This window comes from Microbacterium sp. SSM24, assembly GCF_025989145.1.
Lineage (GTDB): Bacteria > Actinomycetota > Actinomycetes > Actinomycetales > Microbacteriaceae > Microbacterium.
Genome location: NZ_JAPDNQ010000002.1, coordinates 51688 through 72380, shown reverse-complemented (window position 1 = coordinate 72380; position 20693 = coordinate 51688). Strand labels below are relative to the sequence as shown.

Annotated in this window: 20 protein-coding genes and 1 tRNA gene; 9 read left to right on the top strand and 12 right to left on the bottom strand. The window is 70.5% G+C overall.

Features of this window, described 5'->3' with window-relative positions:
• Positions 1-7: 7 nt before the first annotated feature.
• Genes OL358_RS12295 through OL358_RS12285 form a run of 3 tightly spaced genes read right to left on the bottom strand, consistent with a single transcriptional unit; the run spans position 8 to position 2933 of the window.
• Positions 8-949: a type II secretion system F family protein gene (locus tag OL358_RS12295; protein WP_264710357.1), complete on the bottom strand. Its 942-nt coding sequence runs from the start codon at positions 947-949 to the stop codon at positions 8-10.
• On the bottom strand, positions 937-1794 hold the full coding sequence (locus OL358_RS12290) for a type II secretion system F family protein (RefSeq protein ID WP_264710356.1): 858 nt from the start codon (positions 1792-1794) through the stop codon (positions 937-939). The genes OL358_RS12295 and OL358_RS12290 overlap by 13 nt, the downstream gene beginning before the upstream one ends.
• Positions 1791-2933 carry a CpaF family protein gene (locus tag OL358_RS12285; RefSeq protein WP_264710355.1) on the bottom strand — a complete coding sequence of 381 codons (1143 nt, stop codon included), beginning with the start codon at positions 2931-2933 and terminating at the stop codon, positions 1791-1793. Before OL358_RS12285 ends, OL358_RS12290 begins: the two co-directional genes overlap by 4 nt.
• A 113-nt stretch (positions 2934-3046) precedes the next feature.
• Between OL358_RS12285 and OL358_RS12280 the strand changes: the two genes are divergently transcribed.
• The 3 genes from OL358_RS12280 to OL358_RS12270 all read left to right on the top strand — a co-directional run bounded on the left by OL358_RS12280 (position 3047) and on the right by OL358_RS12270 (position 4225).
• The gene (locus OL358_RS12280; RefSeq protein ID WP_264710354.1) at positions 3047-3262 is read left to right on the top strand and encodes a PLDc N-terminal domain-containing protein; all 216 of its coding nucleotides are present in this window, start codon (positions 3047-3049) and stop codon (positions 3260-3262) included.
• Positions 3263-3315: 53 nt separating this feature from the next.
• Positions 3316-3397: transfer RNA gene (locus OL358_RS12275), tRNA-Leu, on the top strand.
• 57 nt (positions 3398-3454) lie between these two features.
• Complete coding sequence (locus tag OL358_RS12270; protein WP_264710353.1) at positions 3455-4225, top strand: DedA family protein; 771 nt, start codon at positions 3455-3457, stop codon at positions 4223-4225.
• A gap of 9 nt (positions 4226-4234) precedes the next feature.
• Here the strand turns inward: OL358_RS12270 and OL358_RS12265 are convergent, their stop codons facing one another.
• Positions 4235-5179 carry a Ku protein gene (locus OL358_RS12265; protein WP_264710352.1) on the bottom strand — a complete coding sequence of 315 codons (945 nt, stop codon included), beginning with the start codon at positions 5177-5179 and terminating at the stop codon, positions 4235-4237.
• 46 nt (positions 5180-5225) lie between these two features.
• Here OL358_RS12265 and OL358_RS12260 point away from each other — a divergent pair, with 46 nt between their 5' ends.
• On the top strand, positions 5226-7799 hold the full coding sequence (locus OL358_RS12260; protein ID WP_264710351.1) for an ATP-dependent DNA ligase: 2574 nt from the start codon (positions 5226-5228) through the stop codon (positions 7797-7799).
• Between the two features lie 6 nt (positions 7800-7805).
• Here the strand turns inward: OL358_RS12260 and OL358_RS12255 are convergent, their stop codons facing one another.
• From OL358_RS12255 to murI, 4 genes are all read right to left on the bottom strand, one after another.
• Positions 7806-8720, bottom strand: a complete 915-nt coding sequence (locus tag OL358_RS12255; protein ID WP_264710350.1) for a cation diffusion facilitator family transporter — start codon at positions 8718-8720, stop codon at positions 7806-7808.
• Positions 8721-8829: 109 nt separating this feature from the next.
• A complete protein-coding gene (gene rdgB / locus OL358_RS12250) occupies positions 8830-9432 on the bottom strand; it encodes an RdgB/HAM1 family non-canonical purine NTP pyrophosphatase (RefSeq protein WP_264711012.1) in 603 nt (200 codons plus the stop codon).
• Positions 9433-9440: 8 nt separating this feature from the next.
• Positions 9441-10193 carry a ribonuclease PH gene (gene rph, locus OL358_RS12245; protein ID WP_264710348.1) on the bottom strand — a complete coding sequence of 251 codons (753 nt, stop codon included), beginning with the start codon at positions 10191-10193 and terminating at the stop codon, positions 9441-9443.
• Positions 10190-11080, bottom strand: coding sequence for a glutamate racemase (gene murI / locus OL358_RS12240; protein ID WP_413631534.1), 891 nt, complete (start codon positions 11078-11080; stop codon positions 10190-10192). The genes rph and murI overlap by 4 nt, the downstream gene beginning before the upstream one ends.
• A gap of 30 nt (positions 11081-11110) precedes the next feature.
• On the opposite strand from murI, the gene OL358_RS12235 reads away from it, so the two are divergent.
• Positions 11111-12442, top strand: a complete 1332-nt coding sequence (locus OL358_RS12235) for a nicotinate phosphoribosyltransferase (RefSeq protein ID WP_264710346.1) — start codon at positions 11111-11113, stop codon at positions 12440-12442.
• Between the two features lie 3 nt (positions 12443-12445).
• Here the strand turns inward: OL358_RS12235 and OL358_RS12230 are convergent, their stop codons facing one another.
• The 4 genes from OL358_RS12230 to OL358_RS12215 are packed head-to-tail and all read right to left on the bottom strand — an operon-like array spanning position 12446 to position 15668.
• Positions 12446-12709 (bottom strand): DUF3039 domain-containing protein, encoded by a 264-nt coding sequence (locus tag OL358_RS12230; protein WP_264710345.1) that lies wholly within the window; start codon positions 12707-12709, stop codon positions 12446-12448.
• 42 nt (positions 12710-12751) lie between these two features.
• Complete coding sequence (locus OL358_RS12225) at positions 12752-12952, bottom strand: hypothetical protein (protein ID WP_264710344.1); 201 nt, start codon at positions 12950-12952, stop codon at positions 12752-12754.
• The gene (locus OL358_RS12220) at positions 12952-14319 is read right to left on the bottom strand and encodes a hypothetical protein (RefSeq protein WP_264710343.1); all 1368 of its coding nucleotides are present in this window, start codon (positions 14317-14319) and stop codon (positions 12952-12954) included. Before OL358_RS12220 ends, OL358_RS12225 begins: the two co-directional genes overlap by 1 nt.
• Complete coding sequence (locus tag OL358_RS12215; RefSeq protein WP_264710342.1) at positions 14295-15668, bottom strand: ATP-binding cassette domain-containing protein; 1374 nt, start codon at positions 15666-15668, stop codon at positions 14295-14297. Before OL358_RS12215 ends, OL358_RS12220 begins: the two co-directional genes overlap by 25 nt.
• Positions 15669-15907: 239 nt before the next feature.
• Between OL358_RS12215 and OL358_RS12210 the strand changes: the two genes are divergently transcribed.
• From OL358_RS12210 to OL358_RS12195, 4 genes are all read left to right on the top strand, one after another.
• The gene (locus OL358_RS12210) at positions 15908-16600 is read left to right on the top strand and encodes a phosphocholine cytidylyltransferase family protein (RefSeq protein ID WP_264710341.1); all 693 of its coding nucleotides are present in this window, start codon (positions 15908-15910) and stop codon (positions 16598-16600) included.
• Between the two features lie 64 nt (positions 16601-16664).
• On the top strand, positions 16665-17606 hold the full coding sequence (locus OL358_RS12205) for a hypothetical protein (RefSeq protein ID WP_264710340.1): 942 nt from the start codon (positions 16665-16667) through the stop codon (positions 17604-17606).
• Positions 17607-17716: 110 nt separating this feature from the next.
• Entirely contained in the window at positions 17717-19384 is a 1668-nt protein-coding gene (locus tag OL358_RS12200) for a S8 family peptidase (RefSeq protein WP_264710339.1), read from the top strand.
• Between the two features lie 31 nt (positions 19385-19415).
• The gene (locus OL358_RS12195) at positions 19416-20684 is read left to right on the top strand and encodes an alpha/beta fold hydrolase (protein WP_264710338.1); all 1269 of its coding nucleotides are present in this window, start codon (positions 19416-19418) and stop codon (positions 20682-20684) included.
• The last annotated feature ends 9 nt before the right edge of the window (positions 20685-20693 follow it).

The following is a 20693-nucleotide window of genomic DNA, read 5'->3' as shown; positions in this document are numbered from 1 at the left end:
GATGCGCTCAGCCGAGGCCGAGTCTGAGCATGAAGATTCCCGGGAACACGGCGAAGAGCACGCTCAGCGGGAGGATGAGGAACACGAGCGGCACGAGCATGTAGATCTCCTTGCGGCCGGCGCGCTCGATGAGCGTGCGCTTGGCTTCCTCCCGCGCGTCCAGCGCCTGCGCGTGCAGCACATGGGCGAGTGGAGCCCCCCGATCGATCGCAGCCACGAGCTGGTCGACGGTACGGGAGAGCGCGGGGATGTGCAGCCGGTCGGAGAGCTTCGCCAGCGCCTCGGGCAACGGGGACCCGGTGCCGACGGCGACGACCACTTCACCCAGCTCGGCCGTGAGCTCGCCCGCCCCGATATCGCTCACCCGCCGCAGGGAATCGAGGATGCCCTCACCCGCCGAAAGGCACAGTGCGAGGAATTCGAGCACCGTGGGCAGCTCGTCCTGGATGCGCGCGACCCGCGCCCGCGCCCGGTGCGTCAGCCAGGCGTCCTGCATCAGCGTGGCGACCACCGCGAACAGCGGCGGAAGAAGCGCGAGGGCGGTCGAGCCGCGGCCGAGCAGCACGGCGGCGACGACGACGAGCCCGCCGACGGCGAGACCGGCGATTCCTCCCGCGAGCTGGCGCCCTCGGAAGGCCGCCGCGTCCCTCCGCGACCCCGCTTGACGCAATCGCCGCCGGAGGGATTCGTCGCCGCCCAGCAGGCCGGCGAAGCGGCGCTGCGCGGCGTGCCACACCAGCGAGACGTCGTGCGGCGCGACCGTCGGCATGAGGCCGGTCCCCCGCGGATCGGTGACGTCACGGATGTACGGCGCGATGCGCCGAGCGAGCGACGGCGCACCCCAGCGCGGCGCCGTCGACAACGCGAGGCACACACCGCCGCCGAGGGCGCAGCCGAGCACGACCGCGGACGCGACGTCGTCGAGACGGACCGGGATCACCCGAACCACCGCCGAGGCTCCGGCAGCCGACCCAGTCGCAGCATGATGCGGAAGGCGACGAACGAGACGATCGCGCCCGCGAGGATCAGCACGATGCCCTCCGGGCTGCCGTACGCGCTGGCGCCTTCGGGCCGCATGGCGAGCAGAGCGAGGATCACCCACGGTGCCGCGACCCCCAGCACAGCGGCACCGCGGATCCACGACTGCCGGGACTCCACTTCGGCGCGCAGCGCGGCATCCGCCCGCACCGACGCCGCGAGCGCCCGCAGCACCGGCGTGAGCTCTGTGCCCCCGACCTGCCGCGCCATGCGCAGTGTCTCGACGATCCGATCCGCCACCGGATCGGAGAGAGCGATCTTCAACCGCTTCGAGCTCGAATCGAAGTGACCGGATGCCGCGAAGTCGCGTGCGAACGCGGAGAAGGCCGGGCGCAGATCGGCGGGCGCGGACTCGGAGAGACTCGCCACGGCGTCGGGGAGCGACATCCCCGCCCGCACCGAAGCGATCAACAGGTCGCACACGTCGGGCCACAGTGCGCGACGCGTACGGAGGAGGCGTGAGCGCCGCGCGCGCAGCCACACGAACGGCACCGACGCGCCCGCTACCGCCGCAACGAGGCTCAGCGCGGCGACCTGCGCCACGAGCCACGCAGTCGCGGCGGCGACCAGCGCGCAGCAGAGGGCGACGATCACGACGGAGCCCGGTGAGAGCCTGGCCAGCCCGGCAGCCTCGAGGAGGCGTGCGAGGCGGCCGGGCTCCTCCGCGCGGCGTGCGGACGGTCGCGGCGGCCACACCCACGGCGAGATGGCGAGCAGGATCCCCGCGGCGAGCACCGCTCCCCACACGAACGTCACGCCGTGCCCCCAGACAGGGTGCGTGCGGTGATCACGCCGTTCTCGACGCCGGTGGGGGCGACGATCTCGGCGACGCGGCGCGCCCCGGAGGCATCGCGTTCGCAGTGCACGACGAGGTCGACGGATGCCGCGACCGCCGGCAGCACGAACGCCGCATCGATGTTGCGCCCGGCGAGGAGCGGAAGCGCCGCGAGCTTGCCCAATGCCTCCCGCGCGGAGTTCGCGTGGATCGTGCCGGCACCGGGCACCCCGGTGTTCAGCGCCAGGACGAGATCGAGCGCCTCGGCATCGCGCACCTCCCCCACCACGAGCCGGTCGGGACGCATGCGGAGAGCCTCTTTCACGAGCCGTCGCAGCGTCACCTCGCCGGTGCCCTCGAGGCTGGGCTGGCGGCCTTGCAGAGAGACGATATCCGTCGACTCGACGGCGAGCTCGAACGTCTCCTCGACCGTGACGATGCGGTGGTCGGGCGGGCAGGCCGCGATGAGCGCGCCGAGCAGCGTGGTCTTCCCGGCGTGGGTCGCACCGGACACGAGTACCGACGCGCCGTGCGCCATCGCCTCGCGGAGGAGCTCGGCGGCACCGCGCGTGAGCGAACCCACCGCGACGAGCCGTTCGAGGTCGCGGAACGCCGGCAGGAACTTCCGGACGTTGACCGCCCAGTGCCGCCGTGTGATGTCGGGGATCACGACGTGCAGTCGCGAGCCGTCCGGCAGCGATGCGTCGACGAAGGGCTGACTCAGATCGACGCGCCGCCCCGTGGACTGCAGCATCCGCTCGACGAGGTCGCGCACGGCCGAGTCCGACAGGGTGAGCGGCGTGCGCTCGGGTACCCCGCCGCGCGCCACGAAGATGCGATCGGGCGCGTTGATCCACAGCTCCTCGACCGTGGGATCGTCGAGATACGGCTGGAGCGGACCGTAGCCCGCGACAGACGCCAGCACCTCGCGCACGCACGCCGCCTCGTCGTCGACCGGCGTGAGACCGCGGGCGAGCGCGAAGTCGTTGTGACGACGAACCTCGGTCCGGGCGATATGGGCGGCGAACTCCGGATCGCGGGCCGGATCGGCACGTTCGGCCCGCAGGCGCTCCCGCACGCGCTCTGCGACGAGAGCGACGGGGGCGGTGGAACCGGACACGCAAGCATCCTCGCAAGTCGGGCAAGCGTCATCCCGAAGTTATCCACAGGTGCGGAAGGCTCCCGTGCGAGGCAGGATGGGGAGGAGCAGCTGACACCAACGAGCGCGGAGGCATGATGGCAGGCGACAAGAAGGAACTTCCCGCGGCGGGCAAGGCGGTGTTCGGACTGATCGGCCTCGTGCAGGTCGCGTTCGCCTTCCTCGCGTTCTGGGATCTCGCCCACCGCGACCCCGACGAGGTGCGCGGACCGAAGCCGGTGTGGATCCCGGCGATCCTCGTCAACTGGGTCGGACCGGCCAGCTACTTCCTCTTCGGCATCCGCCGCTGACCGGGTCAGCCCCACAGCGACCGCCCAGACCCGTCAGTAGACTGAACCCACCCGCGGGAGTGGTGAAACTGGCAGACACGCAGGATTTAGGTTCCTGTGCCTCCGGGCGTGTGGGTTCAAGTCCCACCTTCCGCACGAGGCATCCATCGCGCTGACTCCTCGCCGACCGCTCCGACCGACGGGAACGACCCCTTGCACTCCATCGCCCTCATCCCCTGGCTCGACCCTGCCGCGATCATCGAATGGGCCGGTCCCTGGGCACTCCTGGTGGTGTGCTTCATCGTGTTCGCCGAGACCGGGCTGCTGGTCGGCTTCCTGCTCCCCGGCGACACCCTGCTCGTCATCTCTGGGCTGCTGACGCACACCAGCAACATCTTCGGCGTCAACATCTGGCTGGTCTCGCTGCTGATCGGGCTCTCGGCCTTCATCGGCGGCGAGGTCGGGTACTACATCGGCCACAAGGGCGGCCCGTCCGTCTTCGAGAAGAAGGAATCCGGCGTCTTCAGCGTCAAGAACGTCGAGCGCACGAACGCGTTCTTCGAGCGCTTCGGCGGCCTGACGATCATCCTCGCCCGCTTCGTCCCGATCGTGCGCACGTTCGCCCCCGTCGCCGCCGGGGTCGGTCACATGAACAAGTGGAAGTACACGCTCTACAACTTCATCGGCGCCGTGCTGTGGGGCTTCGGACTCACGATGTTCGGCTACCTGCTCGGATTCATCCCGCCGGTCGCCCACTTCGTCGAGAACTATATCGACCTGATCCTGCTGGTCGCCGTCGGCGGCACCGCCCTCGTCACGCTGTGGCACTACCTCCGCGAGCGCAGCAAGGCCAAGAAGGCCGCCGCAGCGGGCAAGGACGTCGTCACCGACCACCAGGAGGCCGAAGCCCTCGTGCTCGATGCCGACGTGTTCGACCGCGGCCCGGAGCACGGTCACCACGAGGGCGACGCGCCCCGCGTCTGACCGACCGCGTCAGGAGGCCTTCGCGGTCTTCTTGGCCGCGGGCTTCTTCGCGGCCGGCTTCTTCGCAGCGGGCTTCTTTGCCGCGCTCGCGCCCGATGACGTCGCGGCGGATTTCTTCGCCGCCGGCTTGTCGGCGGGCGCAGCATCCGTCCCCTTGCCCTCGCGCGCGGCGCGCGAGCGCTCGACACTCGCCCGGAGCGCGGCCATGAGGTCGATGACCTCGCCGCCGGACTCCTCCTCCTCGCGATCGCCGAACGTCTCGGAGGTGTCGAGGGCGTCGCCCTTCTCGAGCTTCGCGTCGATGAGGATGCGCAGCTCCTCCTGGTACTCGTCGGCGAACTCGGTCGGGTCGAAGTCGCTCGCGAAGCTCTCGACGAGGGATGCCGACAGCTCGAGCTCCTTCGCCGAGATCCGCACCGTCTCATCCAGCGACGGGAACGCGGCTTCTCGCACCTCGTCGGCCCACAGCAGCGTCTGCAGCACGAGCACGTCCCCGCGCACGCGCAGGGCGGCGAGGCGCGTCTTCTGGCGCAGCGAGAACCGGACGATCGCGGTGCGATCGGTCTGCTCGAGGGTCTTGCGCAGCAGCACGTAGGCCTTCGGCGAGGCCGAGTCCGGTTCGAGGTAGTAGGCCTTGTCGAGCGTGAGCAGGTCGACCTGCTCGCTGGGCACGAACTCCACGACGTCGATCTCGCGGCTCTTCTCCGACGGCAGGGACGCGAGGTCCTCCTTCGTCAGCACGACGGTCTTGTCACCGTCGTCGTACGCCTTGTCGATGTCCTGGAAGGGCACGACCTCGCCGTCGATCTCGCAGATGCGCTGATACCGGATGCGCCCACCGTCCGCGGCGTGCACCTGGTGCAGCGACACGTCATGGTCCTCGGTCGCCGAATACACCTTGACCGGCACGTTGACCAGTCCGAAGGTCAGCGCACCCTTCCAGATCGCTCTCATCACACCAGTACACACCGGCCACGCCCGTCACGGCTAGCCTGAACCCATGTCCGGCGGCCCCAGCATGGTGAGCGTCGGCGGCCGGCGTCTGCGCATCACCAACCTCGACAAGGTGCTGTACCCCGAGACGGGGACCACGAAGGGCGAGGTGATCGACTACTACACGCGCATCGCGCCGCTGCTGATCCCGCATGTCATCGGCCGGCCCGTGACACGCAAGCGCTGGCCCGAGGGCGTCGGCACCGACGACGACCCCGGCATGGTGTTCTTCGCGAAGGATCTCGAGCGCGGCGCTCCGTCGTGGGTGAAGCGGATGCCGATCCCGCACTCGACCGGCACCAAGGAGTATCCGCTGGTGGGCGACATCCCCACCCTCGTCTACCTGGCGCAGGTCGCCAGCCTCGAGCTGCACGTGCCGCAATGGCGCTTCACGCCGGCGGGAGAGCGCGGATTCGCCGATCGTCTGGTGCTCGATCTCGATCCCGGACCGGGCGCCGGCCTGGCCGAGTGCGCCGTCGTCGCCGGATGGGCGCGGACCCTGCTGACCGACATGGGGCTCGAACCGTTCCCCGTGACCAGCGGGAGCAAGGGCATCCACCTCTACACGGCGCTTCCGGACGGGCAGACGACCGAGCAGGCGTCGGCGATCGCGAAGGAGCTGGCGCGCGCCATCGAAGCCGATCACCCGGATCTCGTCGTCAGCAGCATGAAGAAGGCCGAGCGACACGGCAGAGTGCTCATCGACTGGAGCCAGAACAACGGCGCGAAGACGACGATCGCGCCCTACTCGCTGCGCGGCCGGATGCAGCCGACCGTGGCCGCACCCAGGGACTGGGACGAGCTCGACGATCCGGACCTGCGGCATCTGCGATTCGACGAGGTGCTGGAGCGAGCGGAGCAGCTCGGCGACCCGATGGCGCCGCTCGGATTCCATGCCGGCGGACGCGACGCGGAAGCCGGCCCGCTCTCGGCGTACATCGCCAAGCGCACCGCGTCGAAGACCCCCGAGCCCGTACCCGCGAACCCGCTCGGGGCGCAGCCGCACGGCGAACGTCCGACGTTCGTCATCCAGGAGCATCACGCCAGCCGGCTGCACTGGGACTTCCGCCTCGAACGGGACGGCGTGCTCGTGAGCTGGGCCGTCCCTCGCGGCGTCCCGCACAGCTACACGCGCAACAATCTCGCGGTGATGACCGAGGACCATCCGATGGAGTACGCCTCCTTCGAGGGCACGATCCCCGCCGCCGAGTATGGCGGCGGCACGGTCACGATCTGGGACGACGGCCGCTACGACCTCGAGAAGTGGCGGGACGACGAGATCATCGCGACCCTCGAAGGCCGGCCCGGCGGTCCGCTCGGGCGCGTGCGCCTCGCGCTGATCCGCACCGAGGGCGAGGGCGAGAAGTCGTCGTGGCTCCTCCATCGCATGAAGACGGATGCCGCGGGCCGGCCGCAGCCCGACGGAGACCCCGTCGAGCCGAGTCCGCAGGCCGATCGTGAGCCGGCTCGTGACGCGTCCGAGCTCGATCCCTCGCCGAAAGCGCATGTGAGTTCGGGCTCACACAGCAGCGCCGCACCACGCCAGGGTCGTGTGAGCGCGTATTCACACGAGAGATCGGACGGCACTGCGCAGGCGGCGACCGGCGACGTGCACGACCTCCGCCCCATGCTCTCGACGACGGCGACCCCGGCACTCGCACGCCAGGCCGCGGCACGGTGGCGCACACCCTGGGTCGAAGGCAAGTGGGACGGCATCCGGGCCGTCGGCGTGTGGGACGGCGCGCGCCTGCGCCTGTACGCGCGCAGCGGCAACGACATCACGCATCGCTACCCGGAGCTCACCGGCATCGACGCCGGCCTCGGCCCCGAACCCGCGGTCGTGGACGGCGAGCTGGTCGCGCTCGAGCCGGACGGGCGTCCGAGCTTCCCGCTCCTCCAGAGCCGCATGAACCTCGAGAAGCCGGGCGAGATCGCCCGCGAAGCACGCCGCATCCCCGTGCGGTACTACCTGTTCGACATCATCTCCCACGGCGGCCGCGACGTGGCCGGTCTGCCGCTGAGCGAGCGGCGCAGCATCCTGGAGACGGTTGCCTGCGATGCGATCGCGCCGATCTCGGTTCCGCCGGTCTTCGACGACGTCGATGCCGCACTCGACGCGAGCGAGAAGCTGCGGCTCGAGGGCGTCGTCGTGAAGGATCCGGCATCGCGCTACGTGCGCGGCGCCCGCTCGGAGTCCTGGCTGAAGGTGAAGCACACACGCACGCAGGAAGTCGTGATCGCCGGCATCCGTCCCGGCAAAGGCGGGCGCAGCGATACGTTCGGGTCGCTGCTCCTCGGCATCCCGACGAACGATGGGCTGCAGTACGCCGGCCGCGTCGGCAGCGGCTTCAGCGACAAGACTCTCGCGTCGCTCCTGCGCACGCTGACCCCCTTGCGCATCGATGAGAACCCCCTCGTCGGCGTTCCCGCGCTCGATGCGCGCGACGCCCTGTGGGTGCGGCCCGAACTCGTCGGCGAGGTCGAGTACGGCGAGTTCACACCCGGCGGGATCCTCCGCCATCCGCGCTGGCGGGGACTGCGCCCCGACAAGAGCCCTGCCGAGGTGCAGCGCGAGGACTGACCCGCGCTAGGCGTGTGCGTCGTGCTCGACGTGACCCGCCGGCTCGAGCTGGAAGGTCGAGTGCTCGACGTCGAAATGCTGCGAGAGGCACGACTGGAGCTGGCTCAGGATGCTGCTCGCCCGCCCGTCCGCCATCGCTGCTCCATCCACCACGACATGGGCGGTGAAGACGGGCGCTCCGCGCGTGAGCTGCCAGACATGGATGTCGTGCACGTCGACGACGCCGGGAGTCTGCAGGATGTGCTCGCGGATGTCGTGAACGTGCGTGCCGACCGGGACCGACTCGGACAGGACCGACACCACTTCGCGCAGCAGCCCGACGGCGCGTGGCACGATCATGGCTGCGATCAGCAGCGAGGCGACCGCGTCGGCCTGCACCCAGCCCGTCGTCACGATCACGATGGCCGCCACGATCACGGCCGCCGATCCGATCAGGTCTCCCAGGACCTCCAGGTAGGCGCCCCGGACATTCATGCTGCGGCGCTGCGCCGAGCTCAGCAGCCACATCGCCGCGCCGTTCGCCACCAGCCCGACCACGGCGACCACGAGCATGAGCCCGCCCGCCACCTCGACCTCGCCGGGATTCAGCAGCCGCTGCACGCCTTCGATCGCGATCCACACGGAGAGCGCGATGAGGATGACACCGTTCACCAGCGCCCCGAACACCTCGGCGCGCTGGTAGCCGAAGGTGCGGCGGTCGTTCGCCGGCCGGGCGGCGACGGCGGCAGCGATGAGCGCGATGACCAGGCCCGCGGCATCCGTGAACATGTGCACCGCGTCCGCGAGGAGCGCGAGCGACCCCGACAGGAGCGCCCCGACGACCTGCACGATCATCACGACACTCGTGATCGCGAGCGAGATCGCGAGCAGCCGTCGGCTGCTCGCTCCGCGAATGCCGCCAGCGGGCGCGTGGTCGTGCATGAGCCCAGGCTAGGCCCGGATTCCCGGCTGAGGTCTTCTATCCCGCTAGTCGGGAATGAGTCTGATTCTCAGTTGCCCGGGTGGCCGCGGCGACGAGAGGCGACGAGGGCTAGAGCGTCTCGAGCAGCGGCACGAGCGAGCGGAACGCCCGGGAACGGTGGGATGCCGCGTTCTTCTCGTGCGCCGTCCACTCCCCCACGGTGCGCTCCGCGTCGGGCTCCTGACCGTCGGGGACGAAGATCGGGTCGTAGCCGAAGCCGCCGCCGCCGGACGCGGCGGCAGCGAGCCGCCCCGGCCACACACCCTCCACGACGCTCTCCCGCGATGCGTCGCCGGGGACGACCAGCGCGATCGTGGAGACGAACTGGGCGGTGCGATGCGGATCGCGGACGTCGGACAGCTGATCGAGGAGGAGGGTCAGGTTGGCCGCGGCATCCTTCGCGTGGCCCGCCCAATAGGCCGAGAACACCCCCGGCGCTCCGCCGAGCACGTCGACGCAGATGCCGGAGTCGTCGGCGAGAGCAGGGAGCCCCGTGTGCGCGGCGGCAGCGCGCGCCTTGATGAGCGCGTTCTCCGCGAAGGTCACGCCGTCCTCGACGGGCTCGGGTCCGTCGTACGCCACCACCTGAAGGTCGGGCCGGGTCTCAGCGACGATCGCCTGGAACTCCTCGACCTTGTGCGGATTGTGAGTCGCCAGGACGATCTTGCGCAGCGCGTCCGTCACGGAGCGGGCACTTCCGCGGGGGCGAGCACGGCGAGCTGCGCGGCGCGCAGCGAAGCGCAGCCGGCGACACCGAGCTCGAGCAGAGCATCGAGCTCCCGCTTGTCGAACGGAGCCCCCTCGGCGGTTCCCTGCACCTCGACGAACAGGCCGCGTCCGGTGACGACGACATTCATGTCGGTCTCGGCGCGCACGTCCTCGACGTAGGCGAGATCGAGCAGCGGCTCGCCGTCGACGATACCGACCGAGATCGCGGCCACGGAGTCGAGCAGCACCTGCGACCGCTGGGCGATGAACTTCTTCTCCCTGCCCCACTCGATCGCGTCCGCGAGGGCGACGTAGGCGCCGGTGATCGCCGCGGTGCGCGTGCCGCCGTCGGCCTGGAGCACGTCGCAGTCGATCACGATGGTGTTCTCGCCGAGGGCCTTGGTGTCCACGACCGCGCGCAGCGCGCGGCCGATGAGCCGCGAGATCTCGTGCGTGCGTCCGCCGACGCGGCCCTTGATGCTCTCGCGGTCGTTGCGGCTGTTGGTCGCACGCGGCAGCATCGCGTACTCCGCGGTGACCCAGCCCTTGCCCTTGCCGGTGAGCCAGCGCGGCACGCCGTTGGTGAACGATGCCGTGCACAGCACCTTGGTGCCGCCGAACGAGATGAGCGCCGAGCCCTCGGCCTGGCTGCTCCACCCCCGCTCGATGGTGACGGGACGCAGCTGGTCGGCGGATCGGCCGTCTGCGCGGACGAGTTCGGTCATCGAGGGTGCTCCTCAGTTCGGGTGGGAAGGTCTATCGCGCCGGTCTGCACGAGACGGACGTCGGTCACCTCGCGCCCCATCAGGCGGTGCGCGAGTCGCAGGAAGTCGTCGGCGGAATCGCCGGTGGCCTCGTAGACGTGGCGGGAGGCGGCATCCGGGCCCGCCAGAAGGTCACGGGAGACCAGCTGACGGTAGACGTCCTTCGCGGTCTCGGTGTCGCTCGAGACGAGCGACACCTCGGGTCCCATGACGTAGCTGATGGCGCCTTCGAGGAACGGGTAGTGCGTGCACCCCAGCACGAGCGTGTCGACGGCCGCGTGCCGCAGCGGCGCGAGATACTCCTCGGCGATCGCGAGCACTTCGGGGGAATCGGTCACCCCGGCCTCGACGAACTCCACGAATCGCGGGCACTCCTGCGCGAAGACGGTGAGACGCTCGTTCACCTCGAGCATGTCCTGGTACGCGCCCGACGAGATGGTGCCCGCGGTGCCGATGACGCCGATGCGTCCGTTGCGGGTCGTCGACATCGCGGTGCGCACGGCCGGGCCGATCACCTCGACGACCGGCACGTCGTAGCGCTCCCGCGCGTCGCGCAGCATCGCCGCCGAAGCCGTGTTGCACGCGATCACGAGCATCTTCACACCCTGGTCGACGAGCGTGTCGAGGATCTCGAGCGAATACCGCCGCACGTCGGCGATCGGCTTCGGGCCGTACGGCGAGCGGGCGGTGTCGCCGATGTAGAGGATCGATTCGCGCGGCAGCTGGGCCGAGACGGCGCGGGCCACGGTGAGTCCGCCGACACCGGAGTCGAAGATTCCGATCGGCAAGTCGGCGCCGCCCTGAGCCTGTCGAAGGGTCACGATCGTCCAGCCTACGCCAGGGCGCATCCCGTCACGCCCGTCACTAGGCTGACCCGCATGAGCGACCTCCGGAGCACCGCACTGCACACCGATCGTTACGAGCTCACGATGCTCGACGCCGCGCTGCGCGACGGCACCGCCGACCGGCGCTGCGAGTTCGAGCTGTTCGGCCGCCGTCTCTCCGGCGGAAGGCGCTTCGGCGTCGTCGCCGGCACCGGCCGCCTGCTGGGTCTGATCCGCGACTTCCGCTTCGGGCACGACGAGCTGCGCTGGCTGCGTGACGAGAAGGTGGTGGATGCCGCGACCCTCGACTTCCTCGAGGAATACCGGTTCACGGGCACGATCACGGGCTACCGCGAAGGCGAACTGTACTTCCCGGGTTCGCCGATCCTCACCGTCGAGGGGAGTTTCGCGGAGGCGGTCGTCCTCGAGACCCTCGCGCTCAGTGTCCTCAACCACGACTCGGCCATCGCGACGGCCGCCGCCCGCATGAGCGTCGCGGCGGGAGATCGACCGCTCGCCGAGATGGGATCCCGGCGCGCGGGCGAAGGCTCCGCGGTCGCCGCCGCGCGTGCGGCGTACATCGCGGGATTCGGCGCGACCTCGAACCTGGAGGCCGGCCGCCGCTGGGGCATCCCGACGATGGGCACGGCGGCGCACGCCTGGACGCTGCTGCACGACACCGAGGAGGACGCCTTCCGGTCGCAGATCGAAGCGCTGGGCGTGGACACGACCCTCCTCGTCGACACATACGACACGCGCGCGGGCGTCGAGACGGCCGTGCGCGTCGCCGGTACCGGCCTCGGCGGGGTCCGCATCGACTCCGGCGACCTGCCGTCGGTCGCCGCGGAGGTGCGCGCCCAGCTCGACGAACTCGGTGCGACGGCGACCAGGATCACCGTGACGAGCGACCTCGACGAGTACGCGATCGCGGCTCTCGCGGCATCCCCCGTCGACGCCTACGGCGTGGGAACCTCTCTCGTCACTGGTTCCGGGACCCCGACAGCCGGAATGGTCTACAAGCTCGTCGCGCGCCAGGACGCCGGCGGCGGCTGGGTCGCGGTGGCGAAGGCCTCCACCGACAAGGGCTCGAAGGGGGGCCGCAAAGCGGCGTTCCGCACCCTCGACCGCGGGACCGCGACCAGCGAGCTGATCGTGGTGTCCGACGGCTTCGAGGACGTCGACACCGCGGCTGCGCATCCCGACGCACGCGCTCTCCAGGTGACGCTCGTCACCGACGGCATTCCGGATGCCGCCTTCGAGGGACATGCGGGCGTCGAGGCCGCGCGGGAGCACCACGCCTACGCTCGGGAGGAACTCCCCGTGCGCGGTCTGGCGCTCAGCAAGTCCGATCCGGCGATCCCGACGGTCTACCGGGACGCGCGGTAGCGGTCACTGCAGGGAGTCGTAGATCTCCTTGCACGTGGGGCACACCGGGAACTTCTCGGGGTCGCGCCCCGGAGTCCACTTCTTGCCGCACAGCGCACGCACCGGCTTGCCGGTGAGGGCAGATTCGAGGATCTTGTCCTTCTTGACGTAGTGCGAGAAGCGCTCGTGGTCGCCCGGTTCGATGTTCTCTTCACGGATGAGCTCTTCGAGCTCTCGGTCGAGGGTGGCCAGACCGCCCTGGTCCGGGCCTTCGAGAGGGGTGCTCATGGTGAGTCAGTTTAGCCCGCGGATCGGATGCCGGCACCGGCGTCAGGTCGACTCGGCGAACTCCATCAGCCGTCCTCCGCGACGGGTGAAGATCATCGACCCCGCCGTGACGCCCACCAGGAGCACACCGATCCCCGCAGCGAGGCCGGCCCACAGCGCCGGCATGGCGGCGTCGATGTCGGTCGTCAGCGCGATCCACGCGCACCACAGCGCGGGCGCGCTCACCACGACCGCCCCGAGCATCACCAGACCCTGCGAGATCGCACCTCCCGCACCGGTGCGCTGCGGCTGCTGGAACGGACTCTCTCCCGGGCGGGAGACCGCGTAGGGCGCGACGACGGACGACACGCTCGACAGCCCCAGGCCGGCGAAGAACAGCGACGCGCACACACCGACCATCGCCGGCAGGAGAGCCCACGGCCGTGGAACGAGATCGCGACGGGCACCGCGACGGCGAGCAGCGGGATGCCGATGAGCAGCACCGGCACGAGGCGGCCGACGCGGTCGGACACGCCGCGCATCCCGCTGGCGATGTGCATCCAGACGGCGGTGGAGTCGTAGGCGAGATCGTTGTGCGGCAGCCAGCCCAGCAGCAGCGCGGCGAACGGCACGGGGACGAGTGCGGCGAGTTCGAGCGGCACTCCGGCGATGATGAGGGGCACGACAGTGACGACGGCCGCGATCGGGATCACGAGCACGTTCACGACGTAGCGGCGATCGCGGAACCAGTAGACGAGGCTGCGGGCTGCCACTGCGCCCCCGGGGGTGCCGGGGGCGACGGCGAACCAGCCGAGCCCGGCGCGCTCGCGGACCGAGGCCGGACGCTCGGTCGTCGTGAGCAGACGCTTGACCACCCAGGTCCACAGCAGGCCGAGCACGGCAAGCGTGCCGATCGCGACGAGCAGCGAGATCCACGCGCGGTCGTCCCCGAGTGCGAAGAGTCCGGGGAACGCCCACGCCGCGCCGACGGGCGTGAGCGAGAGAGCGGACACCGCCTCGGCGAGCTGCGTCGGCACCGTCCCCTTCCATTCGAGCGACGCGAGGAACACCCCGACAGGGACGACGACCACGAGGATGCCGAGCAGGAAGAGGCCGGACAGCTCGCGGGACCGCCGCTCGCGCAGGAACAGCGACGCGACGGCCATGCACACGCGCGCCAGCAGCGCGCACGTGAGGACGCCGAGAAGGACTCCGGCCGCCCCTGCGGGCCAGCCGACCCCGTGCTCGCCCCACACGATCGCGTCGGTGATCGCGATGGCCAGGAGCGCGAAGATCGGCACGCTGATCAGCCCGGCGACCGCCAGAACGGCGGTCAGCGGCAACCGCGGCAAGGCGAGCAGCGCGAACCGCCGAGGATCGAGGGGGTCGTTCGCCGCGCCGATCAGGGGCGCGAGGGCGAACCCCAGCGTGACCGCCGAGCCGCCGAGCACGGTCACGGCGAGCACGACGCCGGTGTCGGCATCCGCCAGCGTCAGCAGCGCCCAGCACGCCGCGACGGTCGCCGCCGCGACGCCGACGAGCGCGAGGGTGGTGCGCACGACCTGTCCACGGTCACCGCGGAGGGCGCCGAACAGCAGCGCGATCCTCAGTCGGAGAACGTGTGCAGCCACTCGAGACCCTCCACGTCGCTGAGTCCGCCCGCCAGCTCGATGAACCGCTGCTCGAGGCTCAGCTCGCCGCGCACCTCATCGACGGTCCCCTCGGCGAGCACCTGGCCCGCGACGATGACCGCGACCCGCGTGCACACGCGCTCGACCAGCTCCATGCCGTGGCTGGACAGGATCACCGTGCCGCCGTGGGCGACATAGGTGGAGAGGATGTCGAGGATGATCGCGCTCGAGACTGGATCGACCGCCTCGAAGGGCTCGTCGAGCACCAGCACGCGCGGAGAGTGGATGAGCGCACCGGCGAGCATGACCTTCTTGGCCATGCCGGCGGAGTAGTCGGAGACGACGCGCCCGAGGGCGTCCGTGAGGTCGAACGCCCGCGCGAGGTCGGCCGTGCGGCTCTCGACGACGGCGGGCGCGAGGCCGCGCAGCACGCCGTAGTAGTAGAGCAGCTGGCGGCCGGTCAGTCGATCGAACGTGCGGAGCCGATCCGGCAGCACTCCCATGAGGCGCTTCGCGCCGACGGGATCGGATGCCGCATCCACCCCGCCCACGCTGATCGACCCGCGGTCGGGCTCGAGGAGACCCGCGATCATCGAGAGCGTCGTCGTCTTGCCGGCGCCATTGGGTCCGACCAGGCCGTAGAAGGTGCCTGCGGGGACGGTGAGGTCGATGCCGTCCACGGCATGGGTGTCACCGAAGCGCTTGGACACCCCGCGAAGCACGAGCACGTTGCCCGAGCCGGCCGGCGCGGCCAGGACCGCGGGCACCTCGATCGGGTGCTCCTGTTCGGGCTCGAGGGCGGCCTCCGTCTCTGCGACGGCGACGGCGGTGTCGATGTCGGGGCTCGCGGGCGCGGTCTGAGCGTCCGCGGTGTCCTCGGGCGCGGACTCCTCGGCCGGCGCGGGCGCGTCCTCGACTGGCGGGGTGGGAGCGACCCCGTCGGGAAGCGGGGGCGCGGGCGGAGCCTCCTCGGGAAGCGCCGGCAGGGCGTCGTCGGGAAGCGGAGGCTTCGGCGGGATGACCAGGTCGGCGGCGGCGCGCTCCGCGGTCTCGAGATCGGACCGCGCTGCGGTCTCGGCCTCCGTCGGGTCGCCGGACTCCGGTGCGGGGGGCTCCGGATCGGCCGTCTTCTCGGGTGCCGTCGCGGCCGTGGGCGCGGTTTTCGGCTCCGGCTTCTTGCGCGCCGGCGCCTTGCGGGCCGGGGGCTTGCGGGCGGCGGGCTTGCGCGCGGGAGTCTTGGCGGCAACCGGGGCATCAGGGCTCGACGGCAACGCCACGACGGACGCACCCTCGTGACGGTCCGGCTCTTCCGGATCGATGTCGTTCGGCACCGGGAGGGAGGCTGTCACTGATCCAAGGTATCAAGCGCCCGCCGAAGCGTGGCACTCAGGAGACGCCGAGTCTCGACATCCGGGCGCCGATTCCGCACCCTCCTCTGCGGAGCGACGATGCGAGCGGTTTGTCACGAATCGACAACGTCGGCGCCGCCCCAGGCACGTTCCCAGGTGCCATCGCTACCATGGTCCCGGCACGAAGGGGTGTCGAGTCGGTGAACCGACAGTGAATCACGCACTTCAGGAGCAGACCTTTGACCCTTCAAACCGTCATTCTCGCAGCAGGAATGGGCTCGCGGCTCGGCCGCAGCCTTCCCAAGCCGTTGACTGAACTCAGCGACGGCCGCAGCATCATGCAGCAGCAGCACGACAACATTCGCGCGGCCTTCGGCGCCGAGGCGAAGATCACGACGGTCGTCGGCTACCGCGCCGAGACGATCGTCGAGGCCTTCCCCGCTGTCGACTACGTCTACAACGACCGGTACGACCAGACGAACACGTCCAAGAGCCTGCTGCGCGCTCTGGCCAAGACCGGCAAGGCCGGTGTCCTCTGGATGAACGGCGACGTCGTCTTCGACCCGCGGGTGCTCGGCCGTGCGATCGAGGCCATCGAGCGCGATCAGTCGTTCGTGGCCGTCAATACGTCGAAGGTGAGTGACGAAGAGGTCAAGTACACCGTCACCGCTGAGGGCTTCATCAAGGAACTCTCCAAGACGGTCAAGCGCGGCATCGGCGAAGCCGTCGGCATCAACTACATCTCGAGCCGCGACAAGAAGGCGTTCATGCGCCACCTCACGCGCGTGGACGACCAGGACTACTTCGAGCGAGGTCTCGAACTCGCGATCGCCGAAGACGGCGTGCTGATCGAGCCGCTCGACATCTCCGACCTGTACGCGGTCGAGGTCGACTTCGCCGAAGACCTCGAGCGGGCCAACCTCTTCGTCTGACTCTCGCCGAGCGCTCTGTCAACCCGGAGCGCTCGTTCAGGGTCACCCGAATAGGATCGGCCCGATGGTCGAGAAGGTTCACCGCATCCACTCGCTGCCCGGGGACTCCCCGTGGCAGGGCGGCCTGCCGCCCGCAGGCTCCGACGAGCACCCCCGTTCCGTCCGGACGCTCGACCGCGTCCTCGCGATCCAGCGTCCTGTCGTGCTCGCGCATCTGCGCAGCATCCGCCTACGGCACCCGGATGCCTCGTCCGCCGACATCGTGCGGATCCTCGAGCGCCGCTACCTCGCCGCGGTCACCACGGGCGGCGCCGCGGTCGGCGCGACGGCCGTCGTGCCGGGAATCGGCACCGGCATCACCCTCGCGCTCAGCGGAGTCGAGACCGTGGCATTCCTCGAGGCGACCACGCTCTTCGCCCAGTCCGTGACCGAGGTCCACGGCATCCCGGTGGCCGACCCCGACCGCGCCCGCGCACTCGTGCTCACGCTCATGCTCGGCAAGGAGGGCGTCGACCTGGTCTCGCAGCTCGCGGGGCAGGCGGTGGGGCGCGGGCCGACCCGGGACCGCTACTGGGGCGAGCTCGTGACCAAGACGATCCCCCGCGCCGCGATGGGGCCGATCGTCGACCGGCTCAAGACGACGTTCATCCACCAGTTCGCGGCGCGCGGCGGCGCATCGTGGATCGGCAAAGCCCTCCCCTTCGGCATCGGAGCGGCCATCGGCGGCGCCGGCAACAACATCCTCGGACGCCGCGTGCTCGTGAACTCCCGTCGTGCGTTCGGTCCCCCGCCGACCGCACTTCCCCCCGAACTCGAGCCCCGACCGGGCGCCACCCCGCTCGAGCGGGCCGCGACCCGCACCATCCGACGCGCCGGCAACGCCATCGCCGGCGGCGTCGCACGCGGGTCCTCCGCCGTCGGCGGCGCCGCCCGCCGCGTCGGCGGTCGGCGAAAGGCCCTCGACCCCGCGCCGCCCAGCGATCCGGACGACCTCGGCGACGACTGAACGCCGGCGTCATCCCTCGGCGCGTATCAGCGCACCGCCGTCATCGCTCTCTCTAGTGCACCGACGAGGCACGGGAGTACCCTCGCGGCCAGGAGAGAGTCGAGGGTGTCATGGCGTCCGACGACGAGCGTGACGACAAGGTTCCGCGGGAGTTCCCCGCCGTCGAGCCCGAGGCCGCACTGGACCCCGACGCACCGAAGCCCATGCCGCAGGGCGAGAAGCCTGCGCCGGGGGGCTACGGCGGCTCTCCCGCCTTCTCCCTCCCGGGCATGCCCCGGACCGTCTCACTGGTCACCGATTCGGTGATCACGCGCCCCCTCGCCGAGCGCATGGCCTCGGCAGAGCCGGACACGCTCATCGGGATCGTGATCGAACTGCGCACCGACAGCGGCGTACCGCTGTCGACCGCTGTGGCGGAGCTCACGCTGGGTGTGATCTTCGCCGTGTCGGACTCCGAGGACGGGGCATCCCGAGCTGAAGATCCCCAGCTGGTCCGCAGCACGGGCAGCTACGTCTTCGCGTCGCTCACGGCCGCCGAGATCCTCCGCCTCGTGAGCTGGGACAGCGACAAGGGCGCACGCCCCACCGGCGGGCGCCAGGAGGCCAAGTCCGCCCCCCGCAGCCTCATCAACCGCGTGTGGCCGAACTTCGAGGTCACCGCGACGATCCATCGCTCCGTCATCACGACGAAGGCCGACGCCGCCGTACGGGCGTTCGATGCCACCGGCGAGGGGATCGTGTGGGCCGTGCTCGACACCGGCATCGACGCCGAGCACAAGCACTTCGCGACCTACGGCACCCTCGCGCTGCCGAGCAATCTGATGCCGAAGTCGTTCGTCCGCGGCACCGAAGACGCCGACGCCCTGCGCGATCCCAACGGCCACGGCACGCACGTGGCGGGAATCATCGCCGGCGGTCAGACGGCGACGCCGCGGAAACGCATCTCCGCAGCGACGTGGTACCGCACGGCGGAGGGCGCGACCGGCGTCGAGCGGGTCCAGCTGGACCGCATCAGCGGCATGGCGCCCGAGACGAAGATTCTTCCGATCAAGGTCCTGGCCGATGACCGCACCGGAGACCTCGAGACGCTGCTGGCCGCGCTGGAGCACATCCAGGAGCTCAACCGCTGGGGACGCGAGCTCAACGTGCACGGCGTGAACCTCTCGCTCGGGTACGCGTTCGACCCGTCGTGGTTCGCCACGGGCCTGTCCCCCGTCTGCCGCGAGGTCGACCGGCTCGTCGCGAACGGCGTGTGCGTCGTCGTGTCGGCGGGAAACACCGGCTACGGCGCCGCGCTGGACACCGTCGGGCGCGAGATGCGCCTGGGCTTCGGGATGACCATCAACGACCCGGGCAACGCCGCACGCGCGATCACCGTCGGTTCGACGTCCCTGAAGCCGTACTCGACGGGCGTGTCGTACTTCTCGTCGAAGGGGCCGACCGGCGACGGACGACTCAAGCCCGATCTGGTCGCGCCCGGTGAGCGCGTGGTCAGTGCCGGCGCCGGCGAGCTGCTCGCCAAGGCGCGTGACACCGTGCAGCTCAAGGCCGGCGAGAAGGCATCGGACATCACCTACGTCGAGGACTCGGGCACGTCGATGTCGGCACCGCACGTGTCGGGGGTCGCGGCGGCCTTCCTCTCGGTGCACCGGGAGTTCATCGGCAAACCCGACGAGGTCAAGCGCGTGCTCATGGACACCGCGAGCGACCTCGCTCGCGACCCGACGTTCCAGGGCCGTGGACTCGTCGACGCGATGCGGGCCATCCAGAGCGTGTGAGCGCCCCCTGCGGGCGGAAGGAGACGGGGTCATGAAGCTGCCCTACACCGAAGTGGCATTCGACGAGAAGGGCGCGTACGTGGCGCGCGAGCAGCTCGGCGAACTCGACCAGATGCTCGCCGACAAGCGGCCCACCGACGTCATCGTCATGACGCACGGCTGGAACAACACCGAGGGCCAGGCGCGCGCACTGTACGAGCGTCTGACCGAATCGATCGTCGCGGTGCGTCCGCGGGTCGACGGCGCCCGCGATCGCCGATTCGCCGTCGTCGGAGTCCTCTGGCCCTCGATCCAGTGGGCGGAGGCTGAGAGCTCCGGCGCCGGCGCCGGAGTCGCTGACGATCTCGCGGTGCTCGAGGCGGACATCGCGCTGCGCATCGAGGATCCCGGCATCCGGAGCCGCCTGCTCGCGCTCGCGCCGCGCCTCGAAGGATCCTCGGCAGCGCAGGAGGAGTTCGTCGAGGTGCTCCGCGAGGCGCTGCCCGCCGCGTCGAAGGGCGAGGATTCCGCGGGATTCGACGCGCTGAAGGAGGCACCGGCCGCCGAAGTGCTGGATGCCGCACGCGGCGGAGGAGCGCTGGATGCCGCGCCCGCCGCCGCCGGCGGTGCGGCCTCGATCGATCCGGCAGGGCTCGCGCCGCTCGGCGCCGGCGGCGGCGCTGGCTTCCTCGACAGCATCGTCGGAGCCGCACGCAATCTCGTGAACGTCACGACCTACTACACGATGAAGGAGCGGTCGGGAGTGGTCGGACGCAAGGGCATCGCGGACCTCCTCGAACGGATCCACGCCGAAGCCGCCGACGCCCGGCTGCACCTGGTCGGGCACTCGTTCGGCGGTCGCGCGGTGACGGCGGCCACGGTCGCGACATCCGCCCCCATCTCGTCGCTGTCGCTCCTGCAGGCGGCGTACAGCCACTTCGGCATGGCGAAGGGCTGGGACGGCGCGGACAGGAACGGCCTGTTCGCGAAAGCGCCGGCCACCGTGCGCGGCCCGATCATCATCACCCACACCCGCAACGACAAGGCGGTGGGGCTCGCCTATCCGATCGCCTCGCGTCTCGCGCGCCAGATCGGCGTCGGTCTGGGCGACGCGAACGATCCCTACGGCGGCATCGGACGCAACGGTGCGCTCAAGACCCCGGGCGGCGTCAGCGGCACGCTCCTCGATGTCGGGGGCACCTACGACTTCGCCGACCACGACGTTTGGTCCCTCAATGCGGACACCTTCGTCTCCGGCCACGGCGATGTGACCGGGAAGCAGGTCGCCTACGCCGTGCTCTCTGCCGTGATGAGCACCTGATCTGCTCTC

Coding starts and splice junctions, on each gene's coding strand:
- OL358_RS12280 (WP_264710354.1), top strand. CDS start 3,047: ATGATGGCAGGCGACAAGAAGGAACTTCCCGCGGCGGGCAAGGCGGTG.
- OL358_RS12265 (WP_264710352.1), bottom strand. CDS start 5,179: ATGAGAGCGATCTGGAAGGGTGCGCTGACCTTCGGACTGGTCAACGTG.
- OL358_RS12260 (WP_264710351.1), top strand. CDS start 5,226: ATGTCCGGCGGCCCCAGCATGGTGAGCGTCGGCGGCCGGCGTCTGCGC.
- OL358_RS12255 (WP_264710350.1), bottom strand. CDS start 8,720: ATGCACGACCACGCGCCCGCTGGCGGCATTCGCGGAGCGAGCAGCCGA.
- rph (WP_264710348.1), bottom strand. CDS start 10,193: ATGACCGAACTCGTCCGCGCAGACGGCCGATCCGCCGACCAGCTGCGT.
- murI (WP_413631534.1), bottom strand. CDS start 11,080: ATGCGCCCTGGCGTAGGCTGGACGATCGTGACCCTTCGACAGGCTCAG.
- OL358_RS12235 (WP_264710346.1), top strand. CDS start 11,111: ATGAGCGACCTCCGGAGCACCGCACTGCACACCGATCGTTACGAGCTC.
- OL358_RS12230 (WP_264710345.1), bottom strand. CDS start 12,709: ATGAGCACCCCTCTCGAAGGCCCGGACCAGGGCGGTCTGGCCACCCTC.
- OL358_RS12225 (WP_264710344.1), bottom strand. CDS start 12,952: ATGCTCGGGGCGGTCGTGGTGAGCGCGCCCGCGCTGTGGTGCGCGTGG.
- OL358_RS12205 (WP_264710340.1), top strand. CDS start 16,665: ATGGTCGAGAAGGTTCACCGCATCCACTCGCTGCCCGGGGACTCCCCG.
- OL358_RS12200 (WP_264710339.1), top strand. CDS start 17,717: ATGGCGTCCGACGACGAGCGTGACGACAAGGTTCCGCGGGAGTTCCCC.
- OL358_RS12195 (WP_264710338.1), top strand. CDS start 19,416: ATGAAGCTGCCCTACACCGAAGTGGCATTCGACGAGAAGGGCGCGTAC.